At 68.4% G+C, this 23,772-nt stretch carries 18 protein-coding genes and 1 tRNA gene; 8 read left to right on the forward strand and 11 right to left on the reverse strand.

Annotated elements, in window-relative coordinates:
* Positions 1-59 precede the first annotated feature (59 nt).
* The 3 genes from dbpA to ACE3TQ_RS19140 are packed head-to-tail and all read right to left on the reverse strand — an operon-like array spanning position 60 to position 3,429.
* On the reverse strand, positions 60-1,469 hold the full coding sequence (gene dbpA, locus ACE3TQ_RS19130; RefSeq protein WP_374583926.1) for an ATP-dependent RNA helicase DbpA: 1,410 nt from the start codon (positions 1,467-1,469) through the stop codon (positions 60-62).
* Between the two features lie 2 nt (positions 1,470-1,471).
* Positions 1,472-1,777: a hypothetical protein gene (locus ACE3TQ_RS19135; RefSeq protein ID WP_374583928.1), complete on the reverse strand. Its 306-nt coding sequence runs from the start codon at positions 1,775-1,777 to the stop codon at positions 1,472-1,474.
* An 11-nt stretch (positions 1,778-1,788) separates the two neighbouring features.
* The gene (locus ACE3TQ_RS19140) at positions 1,789-3,429 is read right to left on the reverse strand and encodes an acid phosphatase (protein WP_374583930.1); all 1,641 of its coding nucleotides are present in this window, start codon (positions 3,427-3,429) and stop codon (positions 1,789-1,791) included.
* An 89-nt stretch (positions 3,430-3,518) separates the two neighbouring features.
* On the opposite strand from ACE3TQ_RS19140, the gene ACE3TQ_RS19145 reads away from it, so the two are divergent.
* Positions 3,519-3,908 carry a hypothetical protein gene (locus tag ACE3TQ_RS19145; RefSeq protein ID WP_374583932.1) on the forward strand — a complete coding sequence of 130 codons (390 nt, stop codon included), beginning with the start codon at positions 3,519-3,521 and terminating at the stop codon, positions 3,906-3,908.
* 44 nt (positions 3,909-3,952) lie between these two features.
* Here the strand turns inward: ACE3TQ_RS19145 and ACE3TQ_RS19150 are convergent.
* From ACE3TQ_RS19150 to ACE3TQ_RS19170, 5 genes are all read right to left on the reverse strand, one after another.
* Positions 3,953-4,029 (reverse strand) — tRNA-Met (locus tag ACE3TQ_RS19150).
* A gap of 48 nt (positions 4,030-4,077) precedes the next feature.
* Complete coding sequence (locus tag ACE3TQ_RS19155) at positions 4,078-5,229, reverse strand: methyltransferase (RefSeq protein WP_374583934.1); 1,152 nt, start codon at positions 5,227-5,229, stop codon at positions 4,078-4,080.
* Between the two features lie 74 nt (positions 5,230-5,303).
* Complete coding sequence (locus ACE3TQ_RS19160; RefSeq protein WP_374583936.1) at positions 5,304-6,227, reverse strand: hypothetical protein; 924 nt, start codon at positions 6,225-6,227, stop codon at positions 5,304-5,306.
* 61 nt (positions 6,228-6,288) lie between these two features.
* Positions 6,289-6,501 carry a hypothetical protein gene (locus tag ACE3TQ_RS19165; RefSeq protein WP_374583938.1) on the reverse strand — a complete coding sequence of 71 codons (213 nt, stop codon included), beginning with the start codon at positions 6,499-6,501 and terminating at the stop codon, positions 6,289-6,291.
* A gap of 31 nt (positions 6,502-6,532) precedes the next feature.
* A complete protein-coding gene (locus ACE3TQ_RS19170; protein ID WP_374583940.1) occupies positions 6,533-7,021 on the reverse strand; it encodes a putative metalloprotease CJM1_0395 family protein in 489 nt (162 codons plus the stop codon).
* Between the two features lie 93 nt (positions 7,022-7,114).
* Here ACE3TQ_RS19170 and ACE3TQ_RS19175 point away from each other — a divergent pair, with 93 nt between their 5' ends.
* A complete protein-coding gene (locus ACE3TQ_RS19175; protein ID WP_374583942.1) occupies positions 7,115-7,279 on the forward strand; it encodes a hypothetical protein in 165 nt (54 codons plus the stop codon).
* Here ACE3TQ_RS19175 and ACE3TQ_RS19180 read toward each other — a convergent pair.
* The 3 genes from ACE3TQ_RS19180 to ACE3TQ_RS19190 form a co-directional block, all read right to left on the reverse strand.
* Complete coding sequence (locus ACE3TQ_RS19180; protein ID WP_374583944.1) at positions 7,268-11,002, reverse strand: AAA family ATPase; 3,735 nt, start codon at positions 11,000-11,002, stop codon at positions 7,268-7,270. The genes ACE3TQ_RS19175 and ACE3TQ_RS19180 overlap by 12 nt on opposite strands.
* On the reverse strand, positions 10,999-12,354 hold the full coding sequence (locus ACE3TQ_RS19185) for an exonuclease SbcCD subunit D C-terminal domain-containing protein (RefSeq protein ID WP_374583946.1): 1,356 nt from the start codon (positions 12,352-12,354) through the stop codon (positions 10,999-11,001). The genes ACE3TQ_RS19180 and ACE3TQ_RS19185 overlap by 4 nt, the downstream gene beginning before the upstream one ends.
* 67 nt (positions 12,355-12,421) lie before the next feature.
* Positions 12,422-14,980 carry a diguanylate cyclase domain-containing protein gene (locus tag ACE3TQ_RS19190; protein ID WP_374583949.1) on the reverse strand — a complete coding sequence of 853 codons (2,559 nt, stop codon included), beginning with the start codon at positions 14,978-14,980 and terminating at the stop codon, positions 12,422-12,424.
* A 263-nt stretch (positions 14,981-15,243) separates the two neighbouring features.
* Here ACE3TQ_RS19190 and ACE3TQ_RS19195 point away from each other — a divergent pair, with 263 nt between their 5' ends.
* From ACE3TQ_RS19195 to moaE, 6 genes are all read left to right on the forward strand, one after another.
* Positions 15,244-16,476 (forward strand): winged helix-turn-helix domain-containing protein, encoded by a 1,233-nt coding sequence (locus ACE3TQ_RS19195; RefSeq protein ID WP_374583951.1) that lies wholly within the window; start codon positions 15,244-15,246, stop codon positions 16,474-16,476.
* Positions 16,473-17,465, forward strand: coding sequence for a DUF2804 domain-containing protein (locus ACE3TQ_RS19200; RefSeq protein WP_374583953.1), 993 nt, complete (start codon positions 16,473-16,475; stop codon positions 17,463-17,465). Before ACE3TQ_RS19195 ends, ACE3TQ_RS19200 begins: the two co-directional genes overlap by 4 nt.
* 24 nt (positions 17,466-17,489) lie before the next feature.
* On the forward strand, positions 17,490-19,856 hold the full coding sequence (locus ACE3TQ_RS19205) for a bifunctional acetate--CoA ligase family protein/GNAT family N-acetyltransferase (protein ID WP_374583955.1): 2,367 nt from the start codon (positions 17,490-17,492) through the stop codon (positions 19,854-19,856).
* Between the two features lie 190 nt (positions 19,857-20,046).
* Positions 20,047-20,634 carry a hemerythrin domain-containing protein gene (locus ACE3TQ_RS19210; protein ID WP_374583957.1) on the forward strand — a complete coding sequence of 196 codons (588 nt, stop codon included), beginning with the start codon at positions 20,047-20,049 and terminating at the stop codon, positions 20,632-20,634.
* 79 nt (positions 20,635-20,713) lie between these two features.
* Complete coding sequence (locus tag ACE3TQ_RS19215) at positions 20,714-23,314, forward strand: DUF349 domain-containing protein (protein WP_374583959.1); 2,601 nt, start codon at positions 20,714-20,716, stop codon at positions 23,312-23,314.
* Positions 23,311-23,763 carry a molybdopterin synthase catalytic subunit MoaE gene (gene moaE, locus ACE3TQ_RS19220; protein ID WP_374583961.1) on the forward strand — a complete coding sequence of 151 codons (453 nt, stop codon included), beginning with the start codon at positions 23,311-23,313 and terminating at the stop codon, positions 23,761-23,763. Before ACE3TQ_RS19215 ends, moaE begins: the two co-directional genes overlap by 4 nt.
* Positions 23,764-23,772: the final 9 nt, after the last annotated feature.

Here is a 23,772-nt window from a genome sequence, read left to right on the forward strand (position 1 = left end):
GACATTTCTTCAGGAAATGTCCACTTTTCTTCCTGACCCCAACATGGACATTTTGTTGTTCAGACTTCGATGAAGCGCATCTTGAAGTTGCGGCCTTTGAAGCTGCCGAAGTCGCCACCTTTCATGGTGCTGGCGGCTTTCAGGCGGTCGAAGGCGGCGTGGGCGATGCGGCGGTCGAGGGCGACGTAGGTCTGGAATTCGGTTACGGCGATCTTGCCTACCTGCTCTTTGGTGAGCCCGCCATCGCCGCACAGGGCGCCCAGCACGTCGCCGGCGCGCAGTTTTTCCTTCTTGCCGCCGGCGATGCACAGGGTCAGCATCGGCGCCGGTTCGGCATTGGCGTATTCGTCTTCGCCCAGTTCCTTCAGGTCGTGCCATTCGGCCGGGGCGTTCTGGTATTCCTCGATCAGCTTGACCCACTTCTTTTCGTTCGGCGCGCACAGCGTGAGCGAGAGACCAGTCTCGCCGCCGCGGCCGGTGCGGCCGATGCGGTGGATGTGCACTTCGGTGTCGCGCGAGACGTCGGCATTGATCACCGCTTCCAGGTTGGCGATGTCGAGCCCGCGCGCGGCAACGTCGGTGGCGATCAGGATCGAGCAGCTGCGGTTGGAGAACAGCACCAGGATCTCGTCGCGTTCGCGCTGTTCCAGCTCGCCGTACAGGGCGAGGGCGGAGAAGCCTTCGGCGCGCAGCTCGTCCAGCAAGTCCTTGCAGTGTGCCTTGGTGTTGCAGAAGATGATGGCGGACGCGGGCTGGTAGTGGCGCAGCAGCTTGCCCACCGCACGGTCGCGTTCATCGAAGCCGATTTCGTAGAAGCGCTGTTCGATCTTGCTGCTGGCGTGCTGCGCTTCGACCGTGATTTCCAGCGGGTCGGCCAGGAAGGCTTCCGTGGCCTGGCGCATGTCTTCCGGGTAGGTGGCGGAGAACAGCAGGGTCTGGCGGCGCTTGGGGCAGGCTTTTACGATGCCGGCGATTTCGTCATAGAAGCCCATATCGGTCATGCGGTCGGCTTCGTCCAGCACCAGGGTGCGCACCGTGGACAGGTCGAGCGATTCGCGCGACAGGTGGTCGCGCACGCGGCCCGGGGTGCCGACCACGATGTGGGCGCCGAATTCCAGCGAGGCGATCTGCGGGCGCATCGGCGTGCCGCCGGTCAGCACCACCACCTTCACGTTGGGCACGCAGCGCGCCAGGCGGCGCAGCTCGCCCGCCACCTGGTCGGCCAGCTCGCGGGTGGGGCAGAGCACCAGGCCCTGCACGGCGAACCAGGCGGTGTTCAGGTTGCACAGCATGCCGATGCCGAAGGCGGCGGTCTTGCCGCTGCCGGTCTTGGCTTGCGCGATCAGGTCGCGGCCTTCCATGACGGCGGGCAGGCTTTGGGCCTGGATGTCCGTCATTTCGCGGTAGCCCAGCGAGTCCAGGTTGGCGAGGAAAGCTTCGGACAGCGGCAGGGTAGCGAAAGAGGTCATTTTCAGTCCCGGCGCCAGATCGGCAGGCCGGTCAAATCAAGGTTAGGGTCATTCTGCCAGATTGGCAGTCCGGAGGCATCGGTGGGGCCGAGCTCGCCGAGCAGGTCGAGCTGCTCTTGCTTGCGCGGTGCGCGGCGGACACGCGGCGGCGGCGGAAGCTTGGCTTCCGGTGCCATCGGCGCTGCTGGCTCGAAGCCGGGCAGGTCGATTGTCGCGTTGTCTTTTTTATCTCTCATATTCAGCCGCAGAAAACAAAAGCCCGGCTGAATCAGTCGGGCTTCCCTTGTAAAACGGCTGGATTGTAACACGGGCAACCCGCTCAACGGAAGGCAAGCGCTCCCGTCAGGTCGCCCGGCGGCAGCGCATTGCGCGCGGCGAAGGCCTGGTTGCGTTCGGCCAGGCCTTGCAGCAGCGGCAGCCCGTGCAGGCGGGTGATGAAGCGCAGGATGGAGGTGGTGTCGTAGAAGCTGTGGTCGACCGTGCCCTTCTTGGCGAACGGCGACACGATGATGGCGGGGATGCGTGAGCCGGGGCCCCAGCGGTCGCCCTTGGGCGGGGCGACGTGGTCCCACCAGCCGCCGTTTTCGTCGAAGGTCACCACCACGACCATGTTTTTCCACTGTGGCGAGTTTTTCAGGTGCTCCAGCACGTTGGTGACGTGCTGGTCGCCCGATTCGATGTCGGAATAGCCAGCGTGCAGGTTCAGGTTGCCCTGCGGCTTGTAGAAACTCACGGCCGGCAGCTTGCCGGCCACCACGTCGGCCAGGAATTTGTTGGAAATCGGGCTGTCGCCCAGGCCGCCGTCGCGCAGGTGGGCGGCGCGTTCGGCGGAGCCGGGCGCGAAGTTCTTGAAGTAATTGAACGGCTGGTGGTGGTACTGGAAGTTCGGCTTGCTGCCGCCGCCCTTGTGCTCCAGTGCCGCCTGGTAGGCGCCGCCGTACCAGGCCCAGCTTACGCCCTTGCGCGACAGCAGGTCGCCGATGGTGTCGTAGCTCTGCGGCGGCAGGTAGCTTGGGTCGTCCGGATTGGCGTGCGCGCTGTCGCCGCCCGGTGCCGGGCGCACCCAGCTTGGCTGGTAGGGCGGGGCCATGGTGTTGACGGCGTAGCCGTCCGGCGTGATGGCGCCGTCCTGCACATATAGCGGTTTGCCTTCCAGGGCGGTTTTCGGGCTCTTGGCGTCGAGTGCCAGCCTGTGGCCGGTGGGGCCGTCGGACAGCACGGCGATCTTGCGCTTGGCCGGGCTGTTGGCGGCGTCGGGGTAGACCGGGCAGCGGCCCGAAATCAGGAACTGGTGGTTCAGGTAGGAGCCGCCGAAAGCGGCCATGAAGAAGTTGTCGCACAGCGTGAACTGGCGCGCCACCTGCCACAGGCCGAGGTTCTTTTCCGTTTCGCCGTAATAGCCCATGACCATGCCGCCGGTATTGCCCCAGGCGACGAAGCCATCGTTCTTGCCGCCGTTGATCTGCATCTGGTTCTGGTAGAACAGGTGCCACAAGTCGCGCGTGATGACGGCTTCCGGCAGCGGCTTGCCTTCGGCATCGACCAGCTTGAAGGGCGCGTTGGGCAAGTCCTTGAGCTGCTCTTCTTTCAGCTCGTAGCGCTTGCCGGCGATATCCTGCGGCACCGGCACCAGGCCGCCCCAGACTTTGGGCAGGACCGGCAGGATGCTGCCGTCGTAGTCGCGCTGCTGGTAATCGGCGGGCTTGAGTGCCGACAGCGGCGCGGCCAGGCCGGGGAAGTCGGCGAACAGGTTGTTGAAGCTGCGGTTTTCCAGGTAGATCACGACCACGTTCTTGACGTTGGCCCTGAGCTTGGCGTCCAGCGCGGTCGGGGTGACCGTCCGGGCGGGCGCGGCGCCGGCCATGGCGCCAGGCAGCGCGGCGGCCACGCCGGTCGCGGCGGCGGCGCGGAAGATGCTGCGACGGGAAGGTTGGGCGGGCTGGTCTTTCTGGTCCGTCACGGCGATCTCCTCTTGCTGATGACTAAGAGGCGCAGTGTATCCCAAGCATTGGCGCTTAGGCTATGATGCCGTTTTTGCAAGGAGGAAACATGGAAGAGCGGATTGCTGCCCTGGAGCAGGAGCTGGCGCAGGTGCGGGCCGCGCTGGTGGCGAATGCCGTCCAGTCGGTGGCGCGCGGGGCTGATCGCGATGCCTGGCGGGCCTTGGCCGAGGGCATGGTCAAGGAGTTGAAGAATCCGCAATTGCCGCGCAAGCTGGCGCTGCCGGAAGGCGACAAGGAGCGCGCCGCCTTGCTGATGGCGGTCATGCAGGAGTCGCACGATGCGATTGTGGCGCGCGCCCACCAGAGTGGTGCGGCCGACATGGCGCCAGCCGTGCTGCCGGCCGCGCTGGAGGAGTGCAAAGCGCTGTCGCAGACCTATGCCCGCCTTGGCCGGGAGGCGATGCGCGAGGCCCGGCGCAAGCACGGCGCGCTGTAATGGAAAAAGCCGTTGATCCTTGCGAATCAACGGCTTTTTTAATCTGGTTGCGGGGACAGGATTTGAACCTGTGACCTTCGGGTTATGAGCCCGACGAGCTGCCAGACTGCTCCACCCCGCGTCTGAGGCAAGCATTATAGCTCGCCTATCGCGCTTGCGCAAGGTCGATTTATGCAGCCCCCAAACGCCAGAGGGAAGTGACCTCGGCCGAGCGGGCGGCGTGCAGCGGATCGTTGGCGTCGCTGGCCTTGGGGTGGACTGGGCGGGCGTCCAGGCGGCCCAGGACTTTCAGGCCGCCGGCGGCAATCCATTCCTCCAGCTGGGCACGCGTGCGCAGGCCCAGGTGCTCGGCCAGGTCGGACATGATCAGCCAGCCTTCGCCGCCGGGCGCCAGGTGGGCTTTCAGGCCGGACAGGAAACCGCGCAGCATGCGGCTGTCCGGGTCGTACACGGCGGCCTCGACCGAGGAATTGGGGCGTGCCGGTACCCAGGGCGGGTTGCACACCACCAGCGGCGCCTGGCCGGGCGGGAACAGGTCGGCTTCCAGCAGCTCGACCTGGCCCTCCAGCATCAGGCGGGCAATATTGTCGCGCGCGCAACTGAGAGCGCGCTTGTCCATGTCGGTCGCCACCACGCGTTTTACGCCGCGTTTGGCCAGCACCGCCGACAGCACGCCGGTGCCGGCGCCGATGTCGAAGGCCAGTTCGCCGGCGCCGCGCGGCAGCGGGGCATCCGCCACCAGCTGCACATATTCCCCGCGCACCGGCGAGAACACCCCGTAATGCGGGTGGATGCGCTCGTCCAGCGCCACCACCGCCACGCCGGCCTTGCGCCATTCGTGGGCGCCGATCAGGCCTTGCAGCTCGCGCAGGGAAATGACGAAGGCGTCTTCGCCGCGGCCGTAGGCTTCATTGCAGGCCAGCGCAACGTCGGGCGCGCGCCGCAGCGGGATGCGGTAGCCGGGTTCGAAGGGGATCAGCAGCATGGCCAGGATGCGGGCGCGCTGCGACTGGGCCTGGCGGTGCAGGTGGAAGGCTTCGGTGGCGTTGGCGGGCACTTTGGCGGCGCGCGCCTTGCTGCCTTTGCCGCCCTTGGCCTTTTTATGGTCGGCGCGGCGCGCCAGCGCCTGCAGCAGCTGGCGCGCGTTCTGGAAGTCGCCGCGCCACAGCAGGGCGGTGCCTTCGCAGGCCAGGCGGTAGGCGACGTCCGCATTCATGGTGTCATCGGCCACCTGCACGCGCTTGGGCGGCGGATTGCCTGCTTCGGAGTGCCAGCGCGCAGCGCGCGGCTCGCCTTGTTCGGTCCAGTGGATTTCTTGCATTTATTTTGCCCGGGTGTAAACGACGAAACCGCCTGAAAAGGCGGTTTCGTCAGGATGCGCCATTATACGCGGCCTTAAGCGGCTGGCGGCTCCTGCGCTGCCGGCACGGCGGTGCCAGCCGGCGCGGCGGGCGGATCGATCTCCGCCGCCGGCGGGTCGATCGCGCCGCCTTTGGCCGCATCGCGCGCTTCCTTGGCAGCGTGCGCCAGTTCGGCGGCCTGGCCCGGCTCGGCCTGCTGGCGGCCGTAAGCCTTGGCCTTGTCGCTGGCGTTGGGCGGCAGGTAGGTGTCGAGCGGCGACTCGGCATCGACCATTTTCAGCAGGCGCATGGTCAGGTTGCCGGCATCCTGCTGCTGGCCGTCGTCGCCCAGCTGCTTCAGGGTGGCGCTGATATTGCGGTCCATCAGGCGGAACAGGTCGGCCAGGCTGCCCGGGAAATCGATGTCCGGGAACTCGACTTCCGGCAGTGGCATGGCCGGGTTCTGGCTGGCCAGGTCCTGGCGGCGCGACGGCACGCTGCTGGCGGCAGCGGCGGTCATGCTGGTTTCGTACTGGATCTCGACTTCGAAGGCCAGCTTGCGGCCATCGGCGGTGGTAATCGTGCCTTTGCCGATGAAGTGCGAATCTTCGTTCAGGCTGAAGCCCAGCGCGGAGGTCACGCCGCCGGCGCTTTCCGAGCGCAGGGCGGCGGCGGAGAAGCTGGAACTGGCCTCGAGTTCGACCGAGTCGAAGTCGATGGTGGCGCCCTTGGCATCATCGCCCAGCAGTTTGCGGGCAAAGCTGCCGATCAGGTCCTGGGCCATGTCCACCGTCTTGTTGCCCAGGCGGTCGACGCGCTTTTGCAGGTCGACCGCGCCGCTGGACAGCGACACCGGGTTGTCTTGGGCAACGTCCTTGATCGCGTTGGCGCGCGAAGTCTTGCCGTCCTGTTGCGGCTGGGCCGGCGTCAGGGCGGTGTTCTGGTACGAGCGTGGGCCAATAGAGTTCAGGTAGTTCATGATAAGAAACCTTTAGGGTGCTACCCCTGATACGGCAAATTTCCAGATTTCTTGAGGCAGGTCAATGGTGGTGCGACCACAGGCCGTTGGATTCCAGATAGGACTTTACCGCATCCGGTGCGCCGGTGGCGTGCAGTTTGACTTCGCCGCAGGTGCACACGCCGTAGTAAGGCGTGATGTGGGAGCAGGCAGAGGTTTTCTGGAGTGAAACTTTTACTGCTTTGGAACATTTAACGCACTTGAAGGTCAGGGTGCGTGGGGCTTTCAGCAACATGGGCCGGACTCCGGGCAAAAGATCGATTTTATCAGGCAAAGACGTCAATCGTGGATTGCGTACCGGAAAGCCCGTAGGCGCGGCTGAGTTCCTGTTGCTTGGCTGAAATTTCGGCCTGGGCCTGCTGCTGCATCTGGGCGGCGCGCGCGGCCACGCTGCGGTCCTGGCTGGACGGTTCGGCCGGGGCCAGGGCGGCCGCCTGCACCTGGCGCGCTTTTTCCACGGTTTCTTCCGGCGTGCGGCCGGGCGAGGTGTCGATATTGACTTCGCCGCCGATGGCGTAATTCACGCCGTTCGGGCCGCGCTGGTAGGTATAGCTGGCGCCGGAGGTGGCCAGGCCGCCGGCGGCGGCCAGATGCGCCTGCTCGTGCTGGCGCACTTCCAGGTCGCGTGCCTTGAGCTGCTCGACCTTGGCCTGGTCCTCGGGGGAGAGTTCGGGTTCGGCGGGCGTGCGTTGCCGGGCAGGCGCGCTGGCCTGCGGCGCGTAGCTGGTCGACGATGTAACGGCACCGATTCCCATTTACACATCATAACAAATTGCTGCGGGGCTGCCGTCAACGCGCGGCCGGCCGCGGCGTTGAAGGAGTGACCGTCACGCCGATGGAGGTTTACGATGGAACAGTCCAAGCAACCAAGCAAGGAAGCAGTGCGCCACTGGCTGCAATCGCGCCAGGAGGAACGCCGCCCATTGCCCGACCCGCAGCAGATCCGCCGCGAGCTGGGGTGGGAAATGGTGCGCGTCGAACAGGACGAGCGCACCTGGCGCCTAGCCGACTGAGATTGCGCTGCTGCCGTTGGCTGCGGGCTGCACCACGATACGGGTGGCGATCCGCTCGGTCATCTCCTGCACGTGGGAGATGACGCCCACTTTCCTTCCCATTGCCTGCAATCCGTCCAGCGCGTCCATGGCGACGCGCAGGGTTTCCGCATCGAGACTGCCAAAGCCTTCGTCGATGAACAGCGACTCCACGCGCACCCGGTTGGAGGAGAGCGAGGCCAGGCCAAGCGCCATGGCCAGCGACACCAGGAAGGATTCGCCGCCGGACAGCGAATGCACCGAACGCTTTTCATCGCCCATGTGCAGGTCGCGCACCAGCAGGCCGAGCGAGGGCTGGGCCGGGTTGGCGATGCGTTCCAGCTGGTAGCGCGGCGCCAGCTGCGCCAGGTGGGCGTTGGCGTAGCCAAGCAGCACGTCGAGGGTGAACTGCTGGGCGTAGTTGCGGAACTTCTTGCCGTCGGCCGAGCCGATCAACTCACTTAACTGCGCCCAGCGCCGTTCCGTCTCCTGCTGGCGGGCGATGTCGGCCAGCAGGCTCTCGGCGGCCTGGCGGCGCGCGTCGTCCTGCGCCAGCTGCAGCTTGAAGGCGGCGGCTTGCTCGTGCGTTTGCTGGCGTTCCTGCTGGGCGGTGGTCAACGCGGCCTCGATCTCGGCCGCGCTGCGCTGCCCGTCCGGCGCGGCGCTGGCCAGGTGCTGCGCGTGCTGGGCGGCGCGTTCCGCCTGCACCGCGTGGGCCGAGGCCAGGTCTTGCTCGATTGCCTGCAGGGCGGCGCGCTCGTCGCGCATGGCCTGTTGCGGGTGGGCCAGCAGGGCGCGCAGCGCCTGCGCGCTGTCGACGCCTGGCGCGTGGCAGGCGGCCAGCCAGGCGTGCAGGCGGCTGGCGGCGTCGTCGGCGGCCGCCTGCAGCGCGGCGAGGCGCTGCCGGCCTTGCGCCAGCGCCTCGTCGGCGCGCGTGCGCTGCTGCGCGGCTTGCTGGGCCGATTCCTGGCGTGCCTGCAGCGTGCCGCGCGCCTGCTCGACGGCCGCGCGCAGGCTGGCTTCCACCTCGCGCACGGGGCGGCCTTGCCACAGGGCTTGGCGTTCCGCAGTGGCGCTGGCCAGCGCGCTGTGCGCGGCGTCCGCCGCGGCCTGCGTGGCGACGGCGTCGGCGCTGCTGCGCTCCTGGGCCGAGCGCAGGGCCTGCAGTTCGAGGGCCAGCGCCGCCAGCGCGGCGGCGCGCTCGTCGCTCGCCTGGCGCTGCGCCAGCCATTGCTGGCTTTCGCGGCTGCGCTGCTCGTGGAAGCGGGCCGGCCCCGCCTTCCATTCGTCCTGCCAGCCGGGGCGCGCCTGCGGCGCGTCCAATTGGTCGAGCAGGTTGGCGATCTGCAGGGCGGTGTCGATGCGCTGGGCTTCCAGCGCTTCGGCCTGGGCGCCCGATTGCGCGAGGGCGGTGTGGGCGGCGGCCAGCGCCTGCTGGTGGCGCTGGCATTCGGCCGCCGCTTGCTCGCAGGCGGTCTGCGCCACTTCGCGCGCGCGCGCGGCGCGGCGCTGGCTTTGCTCCTGGCTTTCCAGCGTGCGCAGCGCCGCCTGCAGCGCCGCTTCCTGCGCCGCCAGCCAGGCCGGCACCCCGGCGTCGGGCGGCGCGCTGCCGGCAGCGGCGAGCGCGCTGCTGGCGGCTTGCCAGCGCGGGGTGGCGCTGGCCAGGGCGGCGGCGACACTGTGCTGCTCGGCGGCGAGGATGGTGAGCTGTTCGACGCTCGTTTGCAGGCGGGCCTGCTGCTCCGCCTCGTGCTTCATATTGCGCTGCAGCTTGTCGCGGCAGTCGTGCACTTCGGCCTGCAGCTGCGCCAGCATCGCTTGCAGCGGGCCGTCTTCCTGGCGGTACGGGTGCTCGAGCGCGCCGCACACGGGGCAGGGCGCGTCGTCCTGCAGCGCGGCGCGCAGCTTTTCCACGCTTTCGCCGGTGGCCGCTTCGGCCAGCTTGAGCGAGCGCTCGGCCTGGGTGGAGGCGGCCACCAGGGCCAGGTTGGCCTGGCGTGCCGCGGCAACTTCCTGTTCGGCGCTGTCGCGGGCGGCTTGCTGGGCGGCGCTGCGGGCGGCCAGGGTGGCCTGGCGTTCGCCCAGTTGCGCCAGCTCCTGCCAGGCGGCGCCGGCATCGGCCAGCTGCGCGCGGCGCTGGTCGAGCTGCTGGCGCTGGGCGGCCAGCGCGTCGGCGTCGATGCCGGCCAGCGCGGCGGCGGCTTGTTCACGCTGGCTTTCGGCCTGGCGCAGGCGTTCGGCGGCGGCATCCAGGCCGCTGCGGGCATGGCTTTCCTCCTGCCGCTGGCGGGCCGCGGCCTCCTGCACCACGGCCAGGGCTTGCGACTGCTGCTCGGCGCGCGCGGCTTGCTCGCGTGCCTGCGCAAACAGGACATCCCAGCGCGGCCAGTCGCGCGCCAGGGCGGCCCAGTGGCTGTGGGCGGCGAGCCATTGCTGGCCGGCTTCCTGCTCGTCGGACAGGGCCTGCTGCTGCGCCAGGCGCGCCTGCAGGGCCGCCTGCGCAGCGGCATCGGCCTGGGCGGCGGCGTCGCGCGCGGTGGCGGCCTGGGCGAAGGCGGCCTGCAGGGTTTCCAGGCGGGTGTCGAGCGCTTTGGCCTGGTCCAGCTGGGGCGCGGCGGCTTGCTGCGCGCTTTCCGCTGCGGCCAGGGCGGCGCTGGCTTGCTGGACGTCGCCTTCGAGCACGGCCAGCGCCAGGCGGGTGCGCTCGGCCTCCTGCTCGGCCAGTGCCAGGGCGGCCTGGGTGCTGGCGCGTTCGGCGGCCAGGCGCGCGACCTCCTCGTCCAGCGGGCGCGCCGGCTGCACCGCATCGAGCTGGGCCAGCGTGGCGCGGCGCGTGGCGGCGGCGTCGTAGTCGGCCTGCTTTTGCCGGCATTGTTCCTGCGCCTGCTGCAGCGCTGCCGCCAGGCGTTCGGCTTGCTGGTGCCAGCGCAAGTCGGCTTCCAGCGCGCTGACGCACTGGGCGGCCGCCGCCAGCGCGGCGTCGGCGGCTTCGGACTGGGCGGCCAGCGCGGCGCGCTGTTCGGGCGCCAGCGGCTGCTGGCTGGCCAGGCCGGCGCTCAGGGTCTTCAGCGCCAGTTCTTCGGCGCGCCAGCGTTCGAAGGCGCGCTTCGAAATGTCGCTGTAGATGGCGCTGCCGGTCAGGGTTTCCAGCAGGGTGCCGCGTTCGTCGTCGGGCGCCTTGAGGAAGGCCGAGAACTCGTTCTGCGCCAGCAGCACGGCGCGCGTGAACTGCTCGAAACTGAGGCCGATGCGCTGCGCGATTTCAGCCATGACTTCGGTCTTGGTGTGGCCCAGCGGTTGCAGGCCGGGCAGCTTTTGCAGCGACATGGCGCTTGGCTGCAGGGCGCCGGCGGCCTTGCTGCGGGCGCGCCAGACTTTCCAGCGGGCGCGGTAGGATTCGCCGTCGTTGCCGACGAAGTCGACCTCGGCCCAGCCTTCGGCGGCGCCGCGCCGCAGCAGGGTGCGCGGGTCTTGCGAGGAGACCGGCTCGCCCACGTCGGGCGTCTTGCCGACCGCCTTGTGCAGGCGCGGCGTGTCGTCGTACAGGGCCAGGCAGAGGGCGTCCAGCAGGGTGCTTTTGCCGGCGCCGGTGGGGCCGCTGATGGCGAACAGCCCGGCGTCGGACAGCGGCTGGGCGGTGAAGTCGACCGAGAATTCGTCGGCCAGCGAGGCCAGGTTCTTGCCGGCGATGCGCAGGACCCTCATGGCTGCACCAGTTCCGCGAAGGCGGCCAGTTGCTCGGGCGGCGCGTCGCAGCCGTAGCGCTGCTGGTACAGGCGCTTGAAGATGTCGTCCGGCTGCAGCGTGGCCAGCTGGTCGAGCGAGAGGGCGGCTTCTTCGAACGAGGCGCGGGCGGCGCTGCTGGTTTCGATCTTGGCCAGGCGCACAGGCTTGCCTTCCAGCGCTTTCTCGATGCTGGCGCGCAGGCCGGGCTCGGGGGCGTTGAGCAGGATGCGGACTTCGAGCAAGGGTTGCTGCTCGAGCGGGGCGTCCGGCAGGTCGAGGGCGGCCAGGGCGGCGCTCACTTCTTCCAGCGGCGCGGGCTTGGCCGGGATGCGCAGCAGCTCGACCGCGCGCGGGATCGGCAGCGGCGTGATGGCCTTGACCTGGGCGCCGTCGAAGTCGATGCGCAACACCTGGTGCGGGTAGCTGGTCTCGGCGAAGGAGAGCGGGATCGGGCTGCCGCTGTAACGGATATGCTCATGCGGGCCGACTTGCTGCGCCAGGTGCAGGTGGCCGAGGGCGGCGTAGGCGATCGGCGGCGGGAAGATGCTGGCCGGGAGCATTTCGGTGCCGCCGATGACGATGCGGCGCTCGGAGTCGGCGGACATGGTGCCGTTGACCATGTGGCAGTGCCCCATGGCGACGATGGCCTGGCCGTCGGCGGCGCGGGCGGCGGCCAGTTCGATGGCCTGGCGGTATAGCTCGGCGATGCCGGCCAGGTAGGGGTCGGGCTGCGCCGGCGCCGGGGCGTCGCTTGCCGCCGGCTCGGCTGCGGCGGCCGCGTCGGCTGCGCGGGCGGCTTCGGCTGCGTCGGCTGCGTCGGCTGCGTCGGCTGCCTCGGGCGTCTCCGTGGCTGGCGCCGCCTCGGGCGCGGCGGCGGGGCGCGGCACGTCGCCGTGGCGCAGGAAGGGGACGGCCAGGACCCATGCGCCGACCTTGCCGTCTTTGCCGGTCAGCGGCACCAGCATGCGTTCCACGGCGATGGCGCCGTCGGCATCGCGGTGCGGGTAGCCGATCACCGTGGTGCCATGCACTTCCAGCAGCGGCCCTGGCGCCTCCAGCCGGCCGGGCGAGTCATGGTTGCCGGCGATGACGACGATATCGAGCTGCGGCGCGCGGGCACGCGCCTGCTGCAGGAAGGTGTACAACTGGCGCTGCGAGGCCGCCGAGGGATTGGCGTTGTCGAATATATCGCCGGCCACCAGCAAGGCATCCGCCTGTTCCGAGACGATCGTCTCCAGCAGCCAGTCGAGGAAACGCTGGTGTTCGTAGTGGCGGTCAACATTATGCAGCGACTGGCCAAGGTGCCAGTCGGAAGTGTGCAGCAGGCGCATGGAAAGTAAAGCTAGGCGTGGGAAGCGCAAATATAGCGCAAACGGCACGCCCCTGTCTTGATCCGCATCAGGCGGCGTTCGGCGAGCGCATATCGGCCAGTGGCGAACCGTGGCGGAAGGTGTTGCGGCCGGCCTGCTTGGCCTCGTACAGCAGCGTATCGGCGCGTTTCAGCAATTCCGCCGGGCTGACATCCTCCGAGCGGTAGTAGGTCAGGCCGATGCTGGTGGAGACGTTGGCCAGCACGCCATCGAGCTCGAACGGCTGCTGCATGGCGTGCACGATCTTGGCGGCGGTGGTGGCGGCGTCTTCCGGCTTGGAGATGCGGTCCATGATGATGGTGAATTCGTCGCCGCCCAGGCGCGCCACCGTATCGCTGGCGCGCACGGTGTTCGACAGGCGGGCCGAGAAGGCCTTGAGCAGGGCGTCGCCCACGGCGTGGCCGTAGGTGTCGTTGACCGGCTTGAAGCGGTCGATATCGAGGTACATCACCGCCATCAGGCCACCGTTCTCGCGGCAGGCCGCCATCGTTTCGTTCAGTTTCTGCAGGAAGCCGGCGCGGTTGGTCAGGCCGGTCAGGGCATCGACCTGCGACAGGCGCAGCAGGCGCTGTTTCTCGCGCTTCTGCGCCGTCACGTCCTGCCGCATGACGTGGAAGCCGACCACGGTGATGCCATCCTCGTCCAGCTGCGGGATGTAGACCACGTCGAAGGTGCGCGGATAGTCGCCGCTGTCGTCCTCCTCCTCGAAGGTCAGCGTTTCCCCGCCCAGGGCGCGCGCGATGTAGGGCTGCAGCACGGCATAGCGTTTTTCGCCCACCGTTTCCAGCACCGTGCGGCCGGTCACGTGCAGGCCGGTCTTGCTGAATTCGCGCTCGTAGGCCAGGTTGTGGAAGCGGTAGACCTCCTCGAAATCGATATAGGCGATCATGGCCGGCAGCGTATCGGCGATGGTGCGCAGGCGCGATTCGCTCTCGCGCAGCGCCATGACCGACTTGCGCACCAGGGTGATGTCGTCCAGCGTGCCGACATAGCCGCCGATCGTGTTGTCGACCACGATCGGCGCCACCTTGATCGAGGTCCAGACGATCTTGCCGTCCGGGTGCACGCAGCGCAGCGTTTCCTGGAACGCCTGCTGGGTCTGCGTCAGGTGGCGCAGCGAGGCGCGCAGCATTTCGCGGTCGTTCGGGTGCACCGCCTCCAGCCAGCCGTCGCCCAGGGCCTTCTCGCGCGGCATGCCGGTGATGGCCTCGAAGGTGCGGTTGACGTAGGTGCACTTGCCGTCGGCGTCGGCGCGCACCAGGCCCAGGGGCGAGGCGTCGTTGACGGCCTGGAGCTCGGCCTGGTTGCGCCGCACCTCCAGCTCCGAACGTTTGCGCTCGGTGATGTTGCGCGCGGTGACGGCCACGCCGTCTTCGATGGCGACGATCTGGTGGCGCAGCCACATATGCTCGCCGAACACGGTGGACTCGAATTCCTCCTCCAGCGGCTCGCCGGTGCGCATCACGCCCAGGCATTTGGCGAACAGGCCCTCGCTGCGCCACTGCGGCAGCATTTCGCCCATGCGCTTGCCCAGCGCCTCGTCGGCGGCGTAGCCCAGGATGCGCGCGCCCCGTTCGTTCACATCCACCAGCGTGAAGTCCATGATCTCGCCGCCGCTGCCGCCGCTGCGGCATGCCTTGATGAGGAACAGGGCGTCCAGGCTGGCGTCCACCGCGGCATGCAGCTTTTCGCGCGCCTCGGTCGATTCGCGGATGCTCTCGCGCAGGCGCCGCGCCTGGCGCGTCAGCAGGACGGAGAAGGCCAGCACCACCACCGAAATCAGGGCCGTCACCGCGTAATACAGGCGCCGCTGGTTGTAGAACTTGGCCAGCGCATGCTGCTTGGCGTCGCCCACCACCGCTGTCAGCGAGTAGCGCGGCATGTCGCGGAAGCCGTAAATGCGGTCGACCTTGTCGACCGGCGTCTTGAGGATCAGTTCCTCCGGCAGGTTGATCGGGTCGGACGGCGCCACATAGTCGATGGCGTCGCTGATGAACAGTTTTTCGTCGATGCGGCCGGCCGCCAGCGCCGTGTCGCGGCTGATCAGCATCACCAGGCCGCCTTCCTTGATGTGCATGCGGTCGTAGTCTTCGACAAAGTAGGCCGGGTCGATCATCAGCACGATGGCGCCGGCGAACTTGCCGGCCTTGTCGTCCAGCCGGCGTGCAATCTGGATCTGCCACTTCTTGGTGATCGGGTCGACCATCGGGTTGGTGACCAGCGCCGCGTCGCCGGCGGTGGTGGCCAGGGTCTTGAAATAGCCCATATTGGCCGAATTGGCCGGGAAGGCGCCATGCAGGCTGTCCACCACCTTGCCGTTGGCGTCGATCAGGGCAATCGGCAGCTGCAGGCGCGATGGCATGACCGAATCGAGCAGGCCGCCGCGCTTGACGAATTCGGGCAGGCGCAGCTTGCCGTCGGTTTCTTCGAATTTAAGCTTGAACAGCTGGGTCGCGTGATCGGCCTGGCGCAGCAGGTGGCTGGAATGTTCGGCCAGCGTGCGCGCCAGCGAATGGCTATGCTGCACCGCGTCGTAGTGCGCGCTTTCGGCTTCCTGTTCCAGTTGATAGAAAACGTCGGCCCACATTATCACCAGTAACACCAAGGTGAATGATGGCAGCAGTATCATGCGGTACAACCTGCGCATGACCTGGCGGGCAGGGGAAGCGGGGGTCGTCAATTGTCCTGGTCCGAGTTAGGGGGCACCTGCCTATTCTGCCCTTAATCGCGGCCTGCCGGGCAAAAAAATCGGGCCAGTGCTGCTTGGCGGCCACCATCATTCGCAAATTGCCAAGAAATACTGTCAATAAGATATTAGAATAGCCGTTCACCTTCATAGGAAAACGAGTCTTGACCGAATTGACCTTCAGCCTGGCCACGGCGCGCGCGCTGCACCTTGCGGCCCAGGGCCTGCTGCAGCCGCGCCGGCGCAAGGCGCAGAAGGCGGACGTGCTGGATGCCATCCGCTGCATGGGCGTGCTGCAGATCGACACCATCCACGTGGTGGCGCGCAGCCCCTACCTGGTGCTGTGGAGCCGCCTGGGCGACTATCCCCAGCCCTGGCTGGAGGAGCACCTGGCCGAAGGCGCGCTGTTTGAATACTGGGCGCACGAAGCCTGTTTCGTGCCGGTGGAGGATTACCGCCTGCTGCGCCACCGCATGGTCGATCCGGGCGCCATGGGCTGGAAGTATTCCGAGAAGTGGATGCGCGAGCGGCGCGCCGATGTCGAGCGCGTGCTGCAGCATATCCGCAGCAACGGGCCGGTGCGATCGGCCGATTTCGAGCGCACCGACGGCAAGGGCGGCGGCTGGTGGGAATGGAAGCCGGAAAAGCGCTCGCTCGAAGTGCTGTTTACCGCCGGCGAGCTGATGATCGCGCGCCGCCAGAATTTCCAGCGCGTGTACGACCTGGCCGAACGCGTGCTGCCGGGCTGGCACGACAGCCAGATGCCGGCCATGGAACAGACGCGGCGCGAGCTGGCGCTGAAAACCGTGCGCGCCCTGGGCCTGGCGCGCAGCGCCTGGGTGGCCGATTACTACCGCACCCGGCCGCCGCGTGCCGACCTGGCAGCGCTGGCGGACGAAGGGCAGCTGCTGCGCGCCCGCGTGCAGGGCTGGAAAGACCCGGTCTACATCCATCCCGACCTGGCGCAAGTGGCACAGGCCGCGGCCGACGGCGCCCTGGCGCCCACCATGACCACCATCCTGTCGCCGTTCGACCCGGTGGTGTGGGACCGCCGCCGCGCGCAGGAGCTGTTTGGCTTCGACTACCGCCTGGAGTGCTACACGCCGGCCGCCAAGCGCCGCTACGGCTATTTCACCCTGCCCATCCTGCGCCGCGGCGCGCTGGTGGGCCGCATCGACGCCAAGGCGCACCGCCGCGGCGGTATTTTTGAACTGAAGAACGTGGCGCTGGAGCCGGGCGTGCGCGTCACCGGGCGCTTCGTACGCGACGTGGCCGGCGCCATCGGCCGCCTGGCTGGCTGGCATGGCTGCCCGCAGGTGCAGGTGGCGGCCAGCGAACCGCCAGGCTTTGCCGCCACGCTGCAGGCTGGATTGGATCGAGCAGGAGCAGAACAATGATATTGCCAGGCGCACCCGCGCGCATCGTCGGCGCCGACGGCGCGCCCCAGCTGGGCCGCTTCGCCGGCGCCGCGCAAGCCTTCGACTGGCATTTGCTGGCCGGGGAGCATGCGCGCAGCGCCCTGTGGCGCCGCTTCCACCACAAGAAGTGGCACTATGTGGCACTGGTGTCGGAGCAGGTAATGGCCGCCGTCGCCATCGTCGACCTGGGCTGGACCAGCACCTGCTTCGCCTACGCCTTCGACCGCAACGACAGCGACATGATGGCCAATTTTTCGCAGGACGGCCTGCCGGGCCGGCTGTCGGTCGGTGTCGGCGACCATGCCGGCGCGCCCAGCTGGTTCCGCACCCGCAGCACGGAAATCAGCATCGAACCGCTGCCCGGCAACCGCTACCAGCTCAAGCTGCGCTGCCCGTACATGGAGATCGACGCCGAATTCGGCCCGCCCAGCGCGCCGCTGCTGCTGGCCACCGGCGCGGTGCAGGGCGGGGCGCTGCACGGCACGCAGAAGTCGCCCGGCATGCCCTTGAGCGGCGAGGTGCGCACCTTCCGCGACGCCTACTCCCTGGACGGCGGCGTGGCCAGCTTCGACTACTCGAACGGCCTGCTGGCGCGCGAAACCTCGTGGCGCTGGGCCTCGGCGCACAACCTGGAACTGGGCTTCAACCTGCAGTCGGGCTATTTCGGCGGCAACGAGAACGCGCTCTGGATCGACGGCGAAGTGCTGCCGCTGGCCCCGGCGCACTTCATCTACGAACCGAAGGACCCGATGCAGCGCTGGCACATCTTCACCGAGGACGACCAGCTGGAACTGTTCTTCACGCCGGACGGCGCGCGCAAGCAGGACCGCAATATGCTGGTGGCGGCCAGCCGCTACATCCAGCCGGTCGGCTATTTCAGCGGCTGGGTGCGGCGCGCGCCGGACGCGCCGAAACGCATCGTCACCCAGCTGCCCGGCGTGACGGAAGACCACTATTCGCGCTGGTAGCGGGCGCAGGGAAAGGGAAGCCGCATGAGCGTCAGGAATATGGACAGCCTGTTCGAGCCCGCTTCGGTGGCCATTGTCGGCGCCTCGCTGCGGCCGGACCGCATCGGCACCCAGGTCATGAATAATATGGCGGAAAGCGGCTTTGCCGGCGCCATCTGGCCGGTCAACCCCAAGTACGAGCAGCTGCGCGGCATTCCCTGCTACGCGCGCCTGTCGGCCTTGCCGCGCGCGCCGGACCTGGCCATCATCTGCACCCCGCCCGAGACCGTGGCGGAACTGATCGCCGAGCTGGGCGCGCGCGGCACGCGCGGCGCCATCATCCTGACCCCGGTCAGCGACGCCATCCGCCAGCAGGTGATGCGCGCCGCGCGCCCGCACCTGCTGCGCATCCTGGGGCCGGGCGGCATCGGCCTGCTGGCGCCGCTGGCCGGCCTGAATGCCAGCGCTGCCCACGCCGGCGCCAAGCCGGGCAAGACCGCTTTCATCGCGCAGTCGGCGGCCGTGATGACGGCGGTGCTGGACTGGGCGCGCCAGCACGGCATCGGTTTCTCGCGCGTGGTGTCGCTGGTGGAGGGCGGCGATATCGACCTGGGCGACATGCTCGACTACCTGGCCGCCGACGACGACACGGCCGCCGTCGTCATGCACATTGAATCGGTGACCTGCGCCCGCAAATTCATTTCGGCGGCGCGCCTGGCCGCGCGCAGCAAGCCGGTGGTGGTGCTGAAGGCCGGCCGCAGCGGCGACGACAAGGTGTACGACGCCGTGATCCGGCGCGCCGGCATGCTGCGCGTGTATTCCTCGGCCGACCTGTTCGACGCGGTGGAAACGGTGGCGCGCGCGCGGCCCACGCGCGGCACACGCCTGGCCATCATGAGCAACGGCAGCGGCACTGGCCAGCTGGCGGCGGACGCGCTGCAGTACGTGCACGGCAAGCTGGCGCAGTTCTCGCCCGAGACCGGCAAACGCCTGCGCAGCGAGCTGCCCGCCGGCCTGCCGCCGGTCAATCCGATCGACATCGGCGGCGAAGCCAGCGCCGAGCGCCACGTCGCCGTGGCCAGCGCCTTGCTGGCCGACCCTGACGCCGACGCGCTGCTGCTGGTGCACGCGCCGTCCTCGGCGGCGGCCAGCACCGGCGTGGCGCAGGCGCTGGCGCCGCTGCTGCGGCAAAGCGGGCGCAGCGTGCTGTCCTGCTGGCTGGGCGGCGATGCGGTGGCCGGCGCGCGCCAGGTCTTTGCCGACGCCGGCCTGCCGACCTACGACACGCCGGAAAAAGCGGTGCGCGCGTACAGCCAGGTGGTGCAGTACGCGCGCAACCAGGCCTTGCTGATCGAGGTGCCGGGCCAGGTGCCGGCCCATTCGGTGCCCGAGCGCCAGGCCGCGCGCCAGCTGGTGCAGGCGGCGCAGGCGCGCGGCGAAGCGGAACTGGCGCCGGCCGACCTGGCGGCCGTGCTGGCGGCCTACGGCTTGCCGCTGGCGCCCGCCAGCGCGCTGCCGCCGGACGTGCAGCAGCTGCGCATCGCCATGCAGGTCGACCCGGTGTTCGGTCCCGCCATCAGCGTCGGGCTGGGCGGCAGCGCCGGGCGCGTGGTGGACGACCGCGCGGTCGGCCTGCCGCCGCTGAACACGGTGCTGGCGCGCGACATGCTGCGCCGTACCGGCGTCGGCCGCGCCCTGGTCGCCGAGCGCGAGATCCTGTGCGGCGCCCTGGTCCACGTGGCCGAGCTGGTGGCCGACATCGGCGAAATCGCCGCGCTTGAAATCGACCCGCTTACGGTAGCCGACGGCCTGCTGCAGGTGCATGGCGCGCGCCTGGCGCTCGGTCCGCGCCGGCCGGAAAGCAGCATGGCGATCCGGCCCTATCCGCATGAGCTGGAGCAGGAAATCGAGTGGCAGGGCGCGCCGTTGCTACTGCGCCCGATCCGCCCGGAGGACGCGCCGGCCCATGTGCGCTTCTTCAGCCGCCTCGATCCGGACGACGTGCGCCTGCGCTTCTTCTCCGCCATGAAAGAGCTGCCGCCGGCCCAGCTGGCGCGCCTGACGCAGATCGACTACGACCGCGCCATGGCCTTTATCGCCACCCGCACCGGCGCCGATGGCCAGCCCGAAACGCTGGGCGTGGTGCGCGCCGTGGCCGACCCGGACAACCAAAAAGCAGAGTTCGCCATCATTGTGCGTTCCGATTTGAAAGGCAAAGGGCTGGGGAATATCCTGTTCCAGAAATTGCTTGACTATTTCCGCAGCCGCGGCACGCGTGAAATCACGGGCGAAGCCCTGTCCGAGAATAGCGGGATGCAACAACTGATGCGCAGATTCGGCGGAACCGTGACGCCGTCGCGGGAAGCTGGTATGGTAGATCTTCGCCTTGCGCTGCAATTGAAAACCTCCTAAATTGTGGAGGGCGCTGTGACGTTACATTGATGAATGTCAAAGCGTATCTGTCGGGCTAATTTACACTTGTACTTCCGTTTCCGCGTAGCGAACTTAGGGAGCAAGAATGTTAACGGCCACATATACATTAGTTGCGCTATCCGTTGAACAGGCTAACGTGCGCCTTAGCCTGCTGTCGTTTCAAAAATACGTGCAATCGACGCTGCTGCGCCAGCAGCGCTTGACCCTGTCCCAGCTCGAATATGCCTGCGAAACCCTGGAGCGCCTGTACCAGGCCTGCCACTGGCGCAAGATCGAGCTGTACCTGATTCCCGCGCTGCAAAATGCCACTGAGCAAGCCAACCAGCTGCTGGACGAACTGAGCCGGCTGAACCAGGCCGCGCTGGCCGTGATCCGCCGCCTGCAATCGGAGCTGGACCTGGCCAGCGAACACAGCGAGCGGCAGGTGGCCGACATCTGCGCCGCGATTGAAACGTTCTGCACGGTGCTCCTGCAGCGCCTGGAAAAAGAGGAGAAGGAACTGTTCTCCATCGCCCGCACCGCCATCGGCGGCGAAGCGTGGTTCGATATCGCGAATAAATTCCTGGCGCACGACGCCCAGGTGGTGGAAGCGCGCCGCTCGCCCGCTGCCGCCGACAAAGACAGGAAAGCCTTGTCCCAGGCCCGCCAGGTGCGCGCATCCCTGCGGAACGACGACGAGGCCGCAGTTCCTGTGCCGAAGCTGCGCTACCACCGGCGCATGCGTTCGGCCCATCGCGCCGCTGCGGACACGGCCTGACATGCCGTGGCTGCATTCGCCGCCCCGGTCGGGCGGCGCTGCGCTATGATGGTGGTTTTGATCCATTCATAGCACAACTATGTTTGAGTTCCTCTTCAAGCAGCAGGCCAGCCAGGCCAGCGTTGCCGGACAGTCGAGTGCCGGCGGATCGCAGGCACCGCTTGGCACCCCCGCAGAACGCCGCGCGGCGCAAGCCGCGCTGGCCCGCAACCTGGCGGGCGACGAGGCCGCTGCGGTCGAGCTCATCCTTAACAGCGAATTTGCCGATGTGCGCCTGGCGGCGGCCGAGCATGTGGTGTCGCAGGACGCGCTGGAAAAAGTCCAGCACGCCGTGCGTAATTCGGACCGGCGCGTTGCCAAGCTGGTGCAGGGGCGGCTGGACGCGATCCGCCACACCCAGGCCGAGCAGAAGCAGGCGGCCAATTGCATTGCCATGGCGCAGCGTCTGTTGGCGGACGAAAAGTTGACGCCCAACCAGGTCGCCGACCTGGACCGGCTATGGAAGGTGATCGACGCCGCGCCCGGCGCCGCTGCCGAGTTTGCCCATGTGCGGCAAGCACTGGGCGAACGCCTGGAGGCCCAGGTGGCCCTGCAGCGCGCCATGATCGATGCCCTGGCCACCTTGCGCCAGCAGCCCGACGCGGCCACGTTCGAGCGCCTGGCGGCCGAGCATGCCGCGCACCTGGCCGCGCCCGAGCACGCCTCGCTGCCGCGCCACCTGCTGCACGATTTCGAGGCCGCGCTGGCCGCCGGCCGCGCCGCGCAGGCCGCGAGCGCCGCAGCCGCCACCCCGGCCACTCCGGCCACTCCGGCCGCCCCGGCTGCCGCGGCGGCGGCCCCGGGCGCCCGCGCCAACGATGAAGGCGCCACAGCGTCCGCCACAAGCGCCGCTGCCGGACAGCCCAACGGCGCCGCCGGTGCGCCCGAGCTGCCGCCCGCCGCCAGCCATGACGGCGCCGACCCGCGTCCGCCGCGACCGCCCCGGGAAAAACACAAACCGACGCCGGCCGAACAGGAAGCCAACCGGCAGTTCATGGACCTGGTGGAGGCGATGGAAGCGGCCTTGGCGCAAGGCCAGCTGCACATTGCCGCCGAACACGACAAGACCCTGAAAGACAGCAAGACCGGCCGCCTGACGCCGGCCCAGGCCGAGCGACTGGCCCATGTACGCGCCGACCTGAAGCGCCTGGGCGACTGGGCGCGCTGGGGCGGCAATGTTTCGCGCGAAGAGCTGGTGCATGCCGTTGAGCAGCTGCCGGGCGAAGGCCTGGGCATGAGCGAACTGGCGAAGAAGGTCGGCAGCATGCGCGAACGCTGGAAGGCGCTGGACAGTATCTCCGGCGCCGCCCCCAAATCGCTGTGGGAGAAATTCGACGCCGCCTGCACCGCCGCCTACGCCCCGGCCGCCGCCCACTTCAAGCACCTGGCCGACGAGCGCCACGCCAACGCCGCCAAGGCGCAGCAGCTGGTGGACGAGGCCAATGCCCTGATTGAAAAAGACGCGGCGCAGCTGGAAGCGGCCGGCGGCGCCCAGGTGCACCGCGAGGAATCGGCCTCCGGCAACCTGCCGCACACGCACGACTGGCGCACCCTGGCCTCCAGCACGCAGCGCCTGCGCCAGGCCTGGAGCCGCCTTGGCACCATCGACCGCAAGGACAAGAAGCGCCTCGACGCGGCCTTCACCAAGGCCATGGACACCCTGATGGCGCCGCTCGACGCCCAGCGCAAGATCGAAGTGGCGCGGCGCGAGCAACTGATCGAGGAAGTGGGCAAGCTGAACCCGCTCGACCGCCACACCATTGACACCCTGCGCGGCCTGCAGGAATCGTGGCAGGGCCACGCGCGCGCCTTGCCGCTGGAGCGCAAGACCGAGCAAGTGCTGTGGCAGAAGTTCCGCGCCGCCTGCGACCAGGTGTTCGCCAAGCGCAAGGAGCACGCCCACGCCGCCGACCACGAGCGCAAGGCCCACCTGCACGCGCGCGAAGCCATCTGCGCCAGCCTGGAAGGCGCCCGGTTCGAAGGCGAGGACAAGGCCGTGCTGGCCGCTATCGGCAAGGCCTTGAAGGAAGCCGCCGCAGCCTGGCATGCCTCCGGCGTGGTGCCGCGCGCCAGCGAGCAGCGCATCGACCAGCGCTACCGCGCCGCGGTCGGCGCCCTGCAGGCGCAGGCGGACGCCATCCGCAAGCGCGCCGGCGCGGCACAGGCCAACGCCCTGCGCGAGAAACTGCGCCTGGTGCAGGCGCTGGAAAGCGCGCTGGCCGGCGCCGATGCCATCGACAGCGCCGACTGGAGCGCCCGCTGGCAGGCCTTGCCGCCGCTGCCGCCGGAGCAGGAGCGCGCTTTGCGTGCCCGCCTGGACGCCGCGCTGAAAGCCGTCGAAGGCACAGGGCAGGGCGGACGCGCCGCCTACGCCACCCAACTGGAAGACAACCGACAGCGCCTGCTGTCCGAAGTGCTGCGCCTGGAAATCGTGGCCGGCATCGACAGCGGCGCGGAATTTGCGAAAGACCGACTCAAAATGCAGGTGGAAGTATTGCAATCGTCCCTCAAATCCGGCCAGAAACCGGCCAGCCACGCCGCCCAGTTACTTGCCCTGTGCGCCATGCCCGCCCTGGCGGACGCCCGCACGGCCAGCCGCATCGAGCAGCTGTTCCGCAAGCTGGGCGCGGAGGGGAAATGAGCGACGTACGTATCCAGGCCGAAGACTTCGATTTGTCCCAGGAAATAGCGCAACTGCGCGCCGGAAACCCCAAAGTTGGCGCTATAGTCAGCTTCGCTGGCACCGTGCGCGACCTGAACGAGGGCGCCTCTGTGGCGGAGATGGAGCTCGAGCATTATCCCGGCATGACTGAACAGTCGATCCAGGCCATCATCGAGCAGGCCAAAGCGCGCTGGCCGATCTATGGCGCGCTGGTGATCCACCGCGTGGGGCCGCTCAAGCCCATGGACCAGATCGTGCTGGTGGCGGTGACCTCGCCGCACCGGGGCGAAGCGTTCTCGGCTTGCGAATTTATCATCGACTACCTGAAAACCGAGGCGCCGTTCTGGAAGAAGGAGCAGACGCCGGAAGGCGCCCGCTGGGTCGATGCCCGCAGCAGCGACGATGAAGCATTGAGAAAGTGGTCTTGAAAACTGTCA

The sequence above is a fragment of the Pseudoduganella sp. genome, assembly GCF_041914865.1.
Taxonomy (GTDB): Bacteria; Pseudomonadota; Gammaproteobacteria; order Burkholderiales; family Burkholderiaceae_D; genus Rugamonas.

Excerpts from the sequence above, each read along its gene's own strand:
- dbpA (WP_374583926.1), bottom strand. The coding sequence starts at position 1,469 with ATGACCTCTTTCGCTACCCTGCCGCTGTCCGAAGCTTTCCTCGCCAAC.
- ACE3TQ_RS19145 (WP_374583932.1), top strand. The coding sequence starts at position 3,519 with ATGGAAGAGCGGATTGCTGCCCTGGAGCAGGAGCTGGCGCAGGTGCGG.
- ACE3TQ_RS19155 (WP_374583934.1), bottom strand. The coding sequence starts at position 5,229 with ATGCAAGAAATCCACTGGACCGAACAAGGCGAGCCGCGCGCTGCGCGC.
- ACE3TQ_RS19160 (WP_374583936.1), bottom strand. The coding sequence starts at position 6,227 with ATGAACTACCTGAACTCTATTGGCCCACGCTCGTACCAGAACACCGCC.
- ACE3TQ_RS19165 (WP_374583938.1), bottom strand. The coding sequence starts at position 6,501 with ATGTTGCTGAAAGCCCCACGCACCCTGACCTTCAAGTGCGTTAAATGT.
- ACE3TQ_RS19170 (WP_374583940.1), bottom strand. The coding sequence starts at position 7,021 with ATGGGAATCGGTGCCGTTACATCGTCGACCAGCTACGCGCCGCAGGCC.
- ACE3TQ_RS19175 (WP_374583942.1), top strand. The coding sequence starts at position 7,115 with ATGGAACAGTCCAAGCAACCAAGCAAGGAAGCAGTGCGCCACTGGCTG.
- ACE3TQ_RS19180 (WP_374583944.1), bottom strand. The coding sequence starts at position 11,002 with ATGAGGGTCCTGCGCATCGCCGGCAAGAACCTGGCCTCGCTGGCCGAC.
- ACE3TQ_RS19185 (WP_374583946.1), bottom strand. The coding sequence starts at position 12,354 with ATGCGCCTGCTGCACACTTCCGACTGGCACCTTGGCCAGTCGCTGCAT.
- ACE3TQ_RS19190 (WP_374583949.1), bottom strand. The coding sequence starts at position 14,980 with ATGTGGGCCGACGTTTTCTATCAACTGGAACAGGAAGCCGAAAGCGCG.
- ACE3TQ_RS19200 (WP_374583953.1), top strand. The coding sequence starts at position 16,473 with ATGATATTGCCAGGCGCACCCGCGCGCATCGTCGGCGCCGACGGCGCG.
- ACE3TQ_RS19205 (WP_374583955.1), top strand. The coding sequence starts at position 17,490 with ATGAGCGTCAGGAATATGGACAGCCTGTTCGAGCCCGCTTCGGTGGCC.
- ACE3TQ_RS19215 (WP_374583959.1), top strand. The coding sequence starts at position 20,714 with ATGTTTGAGTTCCTCTTCAAGCAGCAGGCCAGCCAGGCCAGCGTTGCC.
- moaE (WP_374583961.1), top strand. The coding sequence starts at position 23,311 with ATGAGCGACGTACGTATCCAGGCCGAAGACTTCGATTTGTCCCAGGAA.